We start from the raw sequence: 11423 nt of genomic DNA on the forward strand, positions 1-11423 counted from the left end.
ACTTTTACAAAAACGCTCAATCTATTATATTTTAAAGACATCTAATCAAAATTATACTTTTGAAAATTTAATACACTCATAATTACTTTTTCTTTGTAAAGATTTCAAAGGTCTTCTCGAAGGATAGCCATAGAAAAATTATAAGAAAGATCTCCATCTTCATTATCCTGATAAAGGACTCCAATAAATTCCGAGTTTGAAAATACTTCAGCAGAATCTGATTTATTAAGACGTGCTTTCACTGATATTTTAGGACCAAACAAACGTTTAAAATATGCATCTAATTTCTTAATCTCATCAACTTTCATCAAAAACTCCATCAAAAACATAACCTTACAAAGGTACTCACCTAAAAATACTTATTTCAATGCAAAAAAACAAATCTAACGACAGAAAATACCACGTGCACCTTATTAAAAACTCCCTTTACGTTATCAGTTATAAAAGTTTTATTATACAAGTCCATCTACAAGATTCTTATGTGATTTTATAAGAAAATCCAGAGCTCCCTGCTTAAAAATTTTATCTCCAACGGCAAGCATATGATCGCGACCACGAATATCAAGAAAACGACTACAAGGCATAAGTGAGTCAAGAGCTTCTGGAGATCCTGAAACCTCATCTTTAGATCCAACTGCAATCAATGTTGGAACATCAATACGCTGCATATCCTGAAAATAGAAAAGTTTGCAGATCATAGAAAGACAGGACGCAAGAGCGATAAGATTATTTTGTGTGTTTATGTGCTGAGCAAATTTTCTAAACATAATCCCTAAAGGATGACGAACATCTTGAAGAGAAGGCAAAAGAAAAGAATCTATGACAGGTTGCCAATCTATTACTTTTGGATCATACAGACCACTCCCCACACCACCAAGAATAAGAGAACGAACATGACAAGGGAAAAATAGAGCCATAGAAACCCCGATACGCGCACCCATTGAATACCCCATAATATGAGCAGTCCGAACTCCTAAATAATCAAGGAGATCAACAACATCAGAAGCCATGAGTGCTAAATTATAAGGAGAAGGATCCACAGGTTTATCACTATCCCCATGCCCAAGAATATCAAGGGCAATAACACGAAAACCTGAATCATGCAAAAATTTTATCCAGCCTGGAAAAAACCAATTAATTTTTAAAGACGAACAAAAACCATGAAGCAAAACAACCGGTGGGCTAGTTTTCTTTCCTATATCAAGAAATACTAGCTTAAAGCCTCGCCAACAAAAAAAATGTAAAAGTTTAATATTAAACAAAAGACATAATACCCAAAATTGTTTTCTACTGCTATTATATGAATTTATAGCAGATAAATAACAAGGAAGAAAGCATGAAAGATAATTGTATCCCTCATTTTCACAATGACAGAGGGTATAAATATATTGAAATAGGAGTTAAAGAGTTTATGTGCACAGGAGCTTCAAAACCTTTCGATCATCCACATATTTTTATTGATATGGGCGCAGAAAATGAAAAAATTTGTCCTTACTGCTCAACGTTATACCGGTTTAATCCCTCACTCAATGCACAAGAAACAATTCCTGCAGGCTGCACTTATACTCCATAAAAAATATACTCAAATATGTGTGAAAAGATAATCCGTAAAGCGCATTATAATCCTTCCATAGCTATTGTCGGTGCTGGTATAGCAGGGTTAACATTGGCGTTGTCCTTATGTCGTTACGGAATAAAAAGCGATATTTTTGAACAGAGCGACCAATTCATGGAGGCAGGAGCAGGACTGCAGATTTCACCAAATGCCTCATACTTACTCAAGAAAATAGGTGTTCTTAGCGAGTTGGAATCTTTGTGGTTTGAACCAAGTGCTATTCGCCTGCTATCTGGAATCACCATGAAAGAGCTTAATAATATTCCTTGTGGAAGCCATGCACGAAACCAATGGGGTGCTCCTTATGCTGTTCTGCATCGAACAACTCTCCGAAAAACACTTCTTTCTATTTTAGAAAGAAATCCTCTGGTAAATTTACATCTTAATACACGTATATCTGAAAAACCGTTTACAGATATTATCAATATTATAGGTCGACAACCTGATCTTTTAGTAGGCGCAGATGGGTTATGGTCAAAAATACGAACATGTATAGAAAATCGCTCAGCTCTTTTTTCAGGGAATGTTGCTCTGCGTTTTCTTGTTTCCACGCATAAGGCTCCTAATTTCATTGATCATCAATCGATAAATGCTTTTCTAGGACCTAACGCTCATTTAGTGATATATCCTCTCCCTGAAATCTCTTCAATCAATATCGTCGTTATTACTTCATGTCCTGAGAATATGATTCAAGAAACTTATGGACATATTGCCCAGCCTTCAGAACATACCTTATTTATGAACTCTCTGAGTTCTTGGAACCAAAAACTTAAACATTTGGTATTAAAAGCAGAAAACCCTTTCTTCTGGCCTTTATTTCAATGTCACTGTGATCATTGGCACAATGGCCGTGACACTGTTCTCATCGGAGATGCCGCCCATGCGATGCTTCCTTTTGCGGCACAAGGAGCCAACATGGCAATTGAAGATGCCTACATACTCGCAGCATTCCTTGCTCAGAAACCAATTTCTGAAGCCATCATTTCTTATCAAGAAAATCGTAAAACACGAATACATAAAGTTTATAATCGTATAAATTTTAATCGCTTTATTTTTCATCTAAAGGGACCGAATCAGCTTTTCAGAAATATTGCCTTGAAAATTATACCTCCTGCACAACTTTCCAAAAATTTGAACTGGCTCTATGGCTACAAGAGTATTATCTAAAGGGAGGCAATTAATATGTTTCCTGGATGATGATAGACTATATTATAGACAAACACCTCTTCAGGTGTTATATAAACCCTTTAGCATAAGTTAAAGACTATCGAGTCCTTTATTCTGAATAAAATGATTGAACATGAAGTTCAATATTAACTGATCTCAAACGCAGAAGTAAAAAATCAATATATCACCTGGCGGCATATATTTATAATATAATAGCTGTTAATTATGTAAGTTTTAACAAGAAAAACTTGACCATTGCGATTTTTTGGCTTGTTATATCTATTAAGAAGAATCCATAAAATTCTAACAAGTATGATATTAAAAAATGCACTATGGCATTAGAGAGAGTTGTATAACAAAGTATCTCAGAAAGGGTAGATTATGTTTAAAAAAATTTTATTAGCTATTATCAGTATTTCTATTACTGGCTTTAGCTCTTACAATACATTAGCCGCTACACTGTTAGATAATATTAAAGAGAGAGGGCATATCAAATGCGGCATTAATTCAGGTGTTGCCGGTTTTTCTCAGCCTGACTCAAACGGAAATTGGCAAGGTTTTGATGTTGATTTTTGCAAAGCTATTGCTTCTGCAATTTTTAATGATCCTTCTAAGGTAAAATATACTGCTCTCAGTGCCAAGGAACGTTTTACAGCATTACAATCTGGACAAATAGATGTGTTAAGCCGCAATACAACCTGGACATTAAGCCGCGATACCTCTCTTGGCTTTAACTTTCGTCCTATCACATATTATGATGGACAAAGTTTTATGACTCATAAAAATTTAAATGTTAAATCTATTACTGATTTATCTGGTGCCTCAATATGTGTACAAGCAGGAACAACTACTGAGATGAATATGTCGGACTATTTTCGATCTCATAATTTGAAATATAATCCGACAGTCTTTGAAAAAGTAGAAGAAGTAAATGCTGCTTATGACTCTGGACGTTGTGATGCCTATACAGCAGATAAGTCTGCATTGTATACATTTCGACTTACTCTTAAGAATCCTGATGAGCATGTGATACTTAACGAAACAATTTCTAAGGAACCTCTCGGTCCTTTGGTTCGTCACGGGGATGATCAATGGTTTGATATTGTTTCATGGGTACATTATGCTATGATTAATGCAGAAGATTTTGGCATAACAAAAGCGAATGTTGACCAAATGCGTAATTCTGATAATCCAGATATACGACGTTTTCTTGGGAATGAAGCGAATAGCACTCTTGGAGCAGGCCTTGGATTAACAGAGGATTGGGCTTACAACATTATTAAAAACATGGGAAATTATGGTGAAGTTTTTGATCATAATATTGGATCTGGTTCTAATCTTAAAATTCCACGTGGTCTTAATAAATTATGGAATAAAGGGGGTATTCAATATGCTCCTCCTGTTCGTTAAGCACAACGATATTATGTTTTAAAATTCAATCAATATTAAGAGTTATTATTAAAATGGAGCCAATATTCTTTATAAGATGATTGGCTCCAAAGACAGCTTGTTAATAAAGAAAAATACTTCTTTGCTTAGCTAAAAGAAAGGATAGAGTGTGATTCGAAAAAGTCAAAATGACGTCAGTAATTATCAAAGAACCTCATGGTTTTTTTATAATTCTCATATCCGCAGTGCGTTTTTTCAAATCATTACTCTATTATTAGTCGTTGGCTTGATCATATGGATTTCCAAAAATGTTTACGTTAATCTTTTAAGGATAAACATTGCTTCCGGATTTGGTTTTTTAAAAAATCGTTCTGGCTTTGATATAGATCAAACTCTTATCCCTTATACAAGCAATTCTTCTTATTTTAGAGCTTTAGTTGTCGGTTTTCTTAATACTCTTACAGTAACGGCTATAAGCATTATTCCTGCAACGCTGATAGGATTGTTTGTTGGTATTGGACGTTTATCTTCTAATAAGCTTGTTTCGTGGATTTGTAGAATTTATGTAGAAATATTTCGCAATATTCCACCCTTATTGGTTATATTTTTTTGTTACAAGTGCATTTTAAGTGTTTTGCCTAACCCTCGCTCTTCAATTATATTGCCACTCCATATTTATATCAATAATCGTGGTATTTCTTTCCCAAAACCAATTCTTTATGCTGGCTTTGAAACTATTACACTTAGTATTTTAGCTGGCTTACTTATGAGCTTCTTTATAGTAAAATTTTCTCAGAAGTATCATGACAAAACAGGGAAAAATATACCTTCTTTCTATATCTCTATGTTATTTATAATTGCATTACCAATAGGAACGTTTATTTTTATAGGATGCCCAATCGATTTTGACTTTCCAAGAGTGACTCGTTTTAATTTAACAGGAGGGCTTTCTGTTGGGCCAGAATTTATTTCTCTTAATTTTGCATTGTCTTTTTATACAGCTTCTTTTATATCGGAGATATTTCGCTCTGGAATTGTTTCTATTTCAAAAGGACAATTAGAAGCAGCAATATCTCTTGGGCTTCGTCAATCTCAAATAAACCGTTTTATTTTAATACCTCAAGCAATAAAAGTTATTATTCCTCCTCTTACCAGTCAATATCTGAATCTCCTGAAAAATTCGTCTTTAGCAGTTGCAATTGGTTTTGCAGATCTTGTATCAGTTGGTGGAACCATTCTTAATCAAACAGGACAAGCTATTGAAATTGTTGCTATATGGATATCTGTTTATTTATCTCTTTCGATTATGATATCTTTATTCATGAACTGGTTTAATAAAAAAGTTGCTTTAGTGGAGAAATAAATGACCTCTTCTTATCCCTTTATACGAAAAGAATTATTACCAGAGGCGGTTGCTCCTAAAAATCATCGTGGTGTATTAGGTTGGATACGTTTAAGCTTTTTTTCAACTCCTAAGGACTCATTATTAACAATTTTATCCCTTATTATATTATATTTTATATTACCAGAAATAATACATTGGTTATTCATAGATGCTGTATGGACAGGAACAGATCGATCTGTCTGCGCGACCACAATACAAGGAGGAATTCAGAAAGAAAATTGGAGTGGCGCTTGCTGGGCTTTCATAAGTGATCGTTATCAACAATTTATGTTTGGACGCTATCCTGTCGAGGAGCGCTGGCGGCCTCTAGTTGTTGCAGGATTATTTATATTGTTGACAACCCCTCTCCTCATTCCTTCTGTACCTCACAAAATATTCAATGGTTTCTTATTAATCAGTGTATTCCCAATAATATCCTTCTTTCTCCTTTATGGTGGCTTCTATCTTAGTATCGTTGAAACTCAGCTCTGGGGTGGATTAATGGTAACATTGATTATTTCTTGTTTTGGTATCGTTTTTTCCCTACCTATCGGTATTTTACTGGCATTAGGACGTATTTCAAAAATGCCTGTTATACGTATGCTCTGTATTACTTTTATTGAATTAATCAGAGGTATTCCTCTCGTAACTGTCCTTTTCATGGCCAGTGTTATGTTACCTCTTTTTTTGCCACAGGGTTGGACAGTTGACAAATTATTACGTGCTTTAATTGGTGTATGTATGTTTGCTTCAGCCTATATCGCTGAAGTTATACGTGGTGGACTTCAAAGTATTCCTAAAGGTCAATATGAAGCAGCTGACTCTATTGGATTAAGTTACTTTAATAAAATGCGCTTTGTTATTATGCCACAGGCAATAAGATGTGTTATACCTGGGATTGTAAATACTTTCATTGGTTTGTTTAAAGACAGCTCATTAGTATCCATTATCAGCATGTTTGATCTATTAGGAATTGTAAGAATTAATTTTAGTGATCCAAAATGGGCAACTCCAGTAACATCTACTACAGGTTTAATTTTTGCTGGATTTATATTCTGGATTTTTTGTTTTAGTATGTCTGTTTATTCAAACTTCATAGAAAAATGTTTAAATACTACAAGAAAATAATCAAGGATATTTTTATATATGGAAAAAACAAACGATATTATCACTGATATAGATAAGCATAAAAAAAACTATGTTGTTGAAATGAATTCAATAAATAAATGGTATGGGGATTTTCATGTTCTACGTGATATTAATCTAAAAATTTTAAAGAGTGAGCGCGTTGTTATAGCAGGTCCTTCAGGATCAGGAAAATCAACTTTGATTCGCTGTATCAATCGACTAGAAAAATATCAAACAGGATATATAATTGTTGACAATACAAACCTCGAAGATAATCTCAAATCTATTGAGAGGATACGTCGTGATGTTGGAATGGTTTTTCAACACTTTAATTTATTCCCACATCTCACTATTTTCGAAAATTGCACTCTTGCTCCTATCTGGGTTCGTAAGCTATCTAAAAAAGAAGCAGAGGATATTGCTAACTATTACCTTAATAAAGTTAAAATTATTGATCAAGCACATAAATATCCTGGACAATTATCAGGAGGTCAACGACAACGTGTCGCTATTGCACGGGCTCTGTGCATGGCTCCTAAGATAATGTTATTTGATGAACCTACTTCTGCGCTGGACCCAGAAATGATTAAAGAAGTTCTTGATACAATCATCTCTCTTGTTGAAGACGGCATGACCATGATCTGCGTAACCCATGAAATGGGTTTTGCGCGTCAAGTTGCTAATCGGATTGTATTTATGGATCAAGGACAAATTGTTGAACACAATTCACCTGAAGAATTCTTCAATAACCCACAACATGAACGAAGTAAACTTTTCTTAAGCCAGATTATTAATTAATTACTTATAAAAATATCATTTAATTCTGAAATCTCATAAACATGTTGCTAAAAATTTGTATGTTCGATGTCCTGAAAGCTTGATTTCTTTAAAAAATCATTTAACTATTGTAATAGTTGACAGTTAATGTTTTTTCCAAAAATTTTCGGAGTGTAGCGCAGTCTGGTAGCGCATCTGGTTTGGGACCAGAGGGTCGGGAGTTCGAATCTCTCCACTCCGACCATTTTTCAAGAGAGCTTTTATAGAGTGTAAAGCTTCTCATGTTAGAAGCTGTATTATATTAATAGATATATATAAAAATAAGGCACTGGAAATGTTGGCAAAAATTTATCGTCAAGAAAAAACAGCTATGCAATCAGGAAAGGCTCGAATAAATTCATGGGTGTTGGAGTTTGAAAAGAAGATACCTCCTAAAATTAATCCTTTCATGGGCTATATTTCTTCCAAGGATGCTTATCAGCAGGTCAAGTTATTATTTAACAGTTGTGAACAGGCAGAAAATTATGCTCGTGCCCAAGGGATTAACTATTTTATAGTACCAACACAAGAATCAATGCCTCAACGTATTTCATATCAGGAGAATTTTTCTTATAACCGTATTGAGCCTTGGACACATTAATAGCTGAAATCTATATAGGTTTTATGGCCCCTTAGCTCAGCTGGATAGAGCATCTGCCTTCTAAGCAGGTTGTCGTAGGTTCGAATCCTGCAGGGGTCGCCACTTATTTTTTATATCCTTAATTTTCAAGGCTTTCATCGCCTGTTTAGTCGCACCTAACAAAGGTAAGACTTTTTATTTTCCTCTAGTAAGCTATTTCATGATAGAACATTATAGATTACCCACACCTCGAAAATGATGTTCGGATCCAAAAAGCATATATAAGGTATATAGAAGTGACCTTTTTCACCAACATTATCTCCCCAGGAATTTCGGATTTTAAACAATTGCGTCTCATCATCATAGCCTGTGACTACAACTGCATGATTTGTTCTCGTCGTGTCCGTAACCAAAGGTACTGGCATAACAACAAGAGGTGTTCCATTCTCTCCCGCAAACCAGCTTTCAAAAATGGCAAAGCCGATGACAAATACATGACCAGCAGCAAGGCAGGCCTTCAGCTGACTGAGTTGAAGGGGCAATCGTTCATATCGGGCAATCCGATAAGCAAGAGCATGCTGATACGCTGTTTCTGGTGGTTTGGTGACTGCTTTAGAGTCAGCAGGGAAAAGTCCTGTGGTTTTATCACCGTACGTATAATCATAAGTCCACTCACTCTCAGGACAAACACCCTGTTTATATAAAGTTAGGATACCATCACGAAGTGTCACTATACCAGAATCATAGCTGATCCTATTTTCAAGGCTACGTTCATTGTAGTAGATAAACAACCGTGAAGGTATAAAATCTTTTTTTGCCCAATGTTTCATACGATCATATTGAATCGCCGCTGCAAAAGCATTCGCCGTACAAGAATTGAGCTCCCCCTGATCGTAGACAGGAAAAGCAGGAGTGTTATCCACTTTTGGCGGTAGTAGATCCATTGAAATAGATGAAGGGGAAGAATAATAAAAATCCCGACTATCATAAATACTAGGCTGCAATCCCGTACTATATTTTGGCAATTCTGCTCCATATTTTTCTATAGACATTTAGTCTCTCCTTATTAAATTGAATGTTAACTATTTTTTTCTTATTTTGGCTTTTCCCAGCACCCTAGTGATGCTCCATATCGGTCATGATTGAGGATCTGGCTGCCAGCCTGTCAGAATTTTTTTCATTTCCTGTTATTGGTTTCCACCCTGTGCATATCGCTTTCCTTGTCGCCAAAGCATCCTTCATTACGCACTCGTCAAGAGCATGGGAAGAACTAATACCACGATCAATATCATCTCTTTTTTATTGAGTACCCTTTCTGATTCCTTTCTGTCTGCTTCCTGTGCTGATGCCTTCCCCTTTCTATGCCCTGCAGCAAATGCCGAGAAAAGTGCCAGAATGACTCCCAAAATCGCATAGACTAAAGTCATGATGTTTTCCCCTCATCCTTGCCACTGTGTAGCCCCTGATCTGTCATAAACCGCAAAAGAACGCTGACCACAGGGAGAACAAAAGCGATAACCTTAAACAGATGATCACCCAAAAGACCGTCAAGGCGGTCAATATTGCTTGCCGCTGTACATAAAACAAGAGCAACAAGATTGATCCATATGGTCTTGCTCCTGTACCAGGCTTTCTTACGCTGCTTCATGATACTTCCCAGAAACATAAGCCTCTCCTCTTTCCTGCGCTTCATTAATCCGACAACAGGAACAAGTTTTCCGTTCCTGTGATCATTGCCCCAGCGCAGAAACTGTTCCGCTGCAGCTTCATACTGACCTTCATTGACAAGATGCAAAAGTGTAGAGCCATAAAAAGCAGGACAACCAAGATTGTAGACAAAGCTCACCAGGGCATCAAACTGGCTTTGCGTGAGAAAAACCGTAACATGGCTGTTCACTGCTGCTTCTGCCTCGCGAAGTTCCTTTTTAAGAAACTCTTCCGCCTGCTCTCGGGTCATCGTGATAAAATGCTCTCCTGGCTTTATCAGATGACCATAGCCAATGGTTGGAAGACCTGCAGTGTCCTTGTAGACATGCGCATCAAAGCCTTCCTTCTCCTTGATAAAATCAATGCCCTGCTGTGATGTTTTAAAATTGTTTTTGCTGTTTCCAGACATAATTTCTTTCCCTCTCCCAATAAGTGTGGTATAAAAATTATGAACCTTACGCAAATAAGCCGATCCGTGAACGCGGGTCGGTTTACTGTTTCCAGTGTGGAAACTGTTTTATAACGGCGAAGATGGCCGCAAAGATTGCAGCAAGACCTCCAGTAAACTTTATAAAGATCAGGCTGCTTATGCAGACAATCAAGACGCTCCTGCTCAAGTTTCGCAGGGAAAAAAGGATTATCGTTCCAGTTCGCCCTTTAGGATTTCCTGACGTCCTTTTTTGAATGAAATGATCATTTAATCGTCTTTCACTGTTTTTTCACTGTTAAAACAGTGGAAAGCTCCCAATAAAAAAGCCGCCTTAAAGGCAGCTCAAAAACATATAAAAAAAGCACTACACACCCTCCGGCATACAATGCTGCACATAAGTGTCAAGTAGATATTCCGTTCGAACGAGTCAAGTACCAGAGTTGTTTTTTATGAGCTCTTGTACCCCCAATGTTGTGCAAGAACATCAAGCCCATCTTTTATATAATCCGCAATAGTCGTACGCTCTCTCACTGAAGAGCCCATATCCGATATCGCCTTGCCCTGCCCCGCGACCGCAATCATGAACTCATAAGCCCGAACGCCCAAAAGATTACGACAGGCAACAAGCTGCTGCAACGCTGAGATACGATTCTCCGTTATCCCGTCATTCCTCACGCCACCATCAACACGAATCCCATCAAGGTTCACGCTCACATAGTCCATGCCGCCCGCAGCCTCCCATAAAGCCCGAAATCGTCCGCAGCACGCGCCTGACACGCATCAATATGGCCACGTGCCACCAATGTCGTAATCGCACTCTCGCCAATGTTAACCTAGGCCATAATATGACGCGGATTGGTGACGCTCTCCCCATGCGATGATAAATACAGCGGGTTCTCAATCTCTATACAAACAATATCATTCTTCTTGTGCTTCAAGGACAAACTCCAAAAACAAAACCTGCTATTCCTTTATCATAATAACACAAACCTTGAAACCCCTCAAAATCGTCGCGTTTAAACAAAAAAAATCATTGTAAACTCAATCCTTGACTCTTCAACCCTCTTCATCCACCTGATAAAATAAACACTGAAATATCAAACGTTAGAAACGATCTACGCACCGAGATGAAATACAATTTCATCTTTACATTTAGTGCTATCATTGCCGCCGTTCTTGCGCTTTCTGGACTCATGGCAAAAGGCTT

The 11423-nt window shown here is 36.8% G+C and carries 13 protein-coding genes and 2 tRNA genes; 9 read left to right on the forward strand and 6 right to left on the reverse strand.

Features of this window, described 5'->3' with window-relative positions; genetic code table 11:
* Positions 1 to 104: 104 nt before the first annotated feature.
* The gene (locus B488_RS04205; protein WP_041770721.1) at positions 105 to 308 is read right to left on the reverse strand and encodes a DUF3126 family protein; all 204 of its coding nucleotides are present in this window, start codon (positions 306 to 308) and stop codon (positions 105 to 107) included.
* A 144-nt stretch (positions 309 to 452) separates the two neighbouring features.
* On the reverse strand, positions 453 to 1262 hold the full coding sequence (locus B488_RS04210; protein WP_015273298.1) for an alpha/beta fold hydrolase: 810 nt from the start codon (positions 1260 to 1262) through the stop codon (positions 453 to 455).
* Positions 1263 to 1336: 74 nt separating this feature from the next.
* On the opposite strand from B488_RS04210, the gene B488_RS04215 reads away from it, so the two are divergent.
* The 9 genes from B488_RS04215 (at position 1337) to B488_RS04255 (ending at position 8202) form a co-directional block, all read left to right on the forward strand.
* The gene (locus B488_RS04215; RefSeq protein ID WP_015273299.1) at positions 1337 to 1573 is read left to right on the forward strand and encodes a zinc-finger domain-containing protein; all 237 of its coding nucleotides are present in this window, start codon (positions 1337 to 1339) and stop codon (positions 1571 to 1573) included.
* Between the two features lie 15 nt (positions 1574 to 1588).
* The gene (locus B488_RS04220; protein WP_015273300.1) at positions 1589 to 2782 is read left to right on the forward strand and encodes an FAD-dependent monooxygenase; all 1194 of its coding nucleotides are present in this window, start codon (positions 1589 to 1591) and stop codon (positions 2780 to 2782) included.
* 381 nt (positions 2783 to 3163) lie between these two features.
* Complete coding sequence (locus B488_RS04225; protein ID WP_015273301.1) at positions 3164 to 4192, forward strand: amino acid ABC transporter substrate-binding protein; 1029 nt, start codon at positions 3164 to 3166, stop codon at positions 4190 to 4192.
* Between the two features lie 148 nt (positions 4193 to 4340).
* Positions 4341 to 5534, forward strand: a complete 1194-nt coding sequence (locus tag B488_RS04230; RefSeq protein WP_015273302.1) for an amino acid ABC transporter permease — start codon at positions 4341 to 4343, stop codon at positions 5532 to 5534.
* On the forward strand, positions 5535 to 6683 hold the full coding sequence (locus tag B488_RS04235) for an amino acid ABC transporter permease (RefSeq protein WP_015273303.1): 1149 nt from the start codon (positions 5535 to 5537) through the stop codon (positions 6681 to 6683).
* A gap of 81 nt (positions 6684 to 6764) precedes the next feature.
* Positions 6765 to 7481 carry an amino acid ABC transporter ATP-binding protein gene (locus B488_RS04240; RefSeq protein WP_425277618.1) on the forward strand — a complete coding sequence of 239 codons (717 nt, stop codon included), beginning with the start codon at positions 6765 to 6767 and terminating at the stop codon, positions 7479 to 7481.
* 146 nt (positions 7482 to 7627) lie between these two features.
* A tRNA-Pro gene (locus B488_RS04245) sits at positions 7628 to 7704 on the forward strand.
* Between the two features lie 90 nt (positions 7705 to 7794).
* Complete coding sequence (locus B488_RS04250; protein WP_015273305.1) at positions 7795 to 8100, forward strand: ETC complex I subunit; 306 nt, start codon at positions 7795 to 7797, stop codon at positions 8098 to 8100.
* Between the two features lie 25 nt (positions 8101 to 8125).
* Positions 8126 to 8202, forward strand: a tRNA-Arg gene (locus tag B488_RS04255).
* 95 nt (positions 8203 to 8297) lie between these two features.
* Here B488_RS04255 and B488_RS04260 read toward each other — a convergent pair.
* The 4 genes from B488_RS04260 to B488_RS06890 form a co-directional block, all read right to left on the reverse strand.
* A complete protein-coding gene (locus B488_RS04260; protein WP_015273306.1) occupies positions 8298 to 9131 on the reverse strand; it encodes a C1 family peptidase in 834 nt (277 codons plus the stop codon).
* Between the two features lie 189 nt (positions 9132 to 9320).
* On the reverse strand, positions 9321 to 9506 hold the full coding sequence (locus B488_RS04265; protein WP_041770723.1) for a hypothetical protein: 186 nt from the start codon (positions 9504 to 9506) through the stop codon (positions 9321 to 9323).
* The gene (locus tag B488_RS04270) at positions 9503 to 10195 is read right to left on the reverse strand and encodes a lysozyme (protein WP_015273308.1); all 693 of its coding nucleotides are present in this window, start codon (positions 10193 to 10195) and stop codon (positions 9503 to 9505) included. The genes B488_RS04265 and B488_RS04270 overlap by 4 nt, the downstream gene beginning before the upstream one ends.
* A 468-nt stretch (positions 10196 to 10663) precedes the next feature.
* Positions 10664 to 10939 carry a hypothetical protein gene (locus tag B488_RS06890; RefSeq protein WP_051012122.1) on the reverse strand — a complete coding sequence of 92 codons (276 nt, stop codon included), beginning with the start codon at positions 10937 to 10939 and terminating at the stop codon, positions 10664 to 10666.
* Positions 10940 to 11423 lie beyond the last annotated feature (484 nt).

Source organism: Liberibacter crescens BT-1, assembly GCF_000325745.1.
GTDB classification, from domain to species: domain Bacteria; phylum Pseudomonadota; class Alphaproteobacteria; order Rhizobiales; family Rhizobiaceae; genus Liberibacter; species Liberibacter crescens.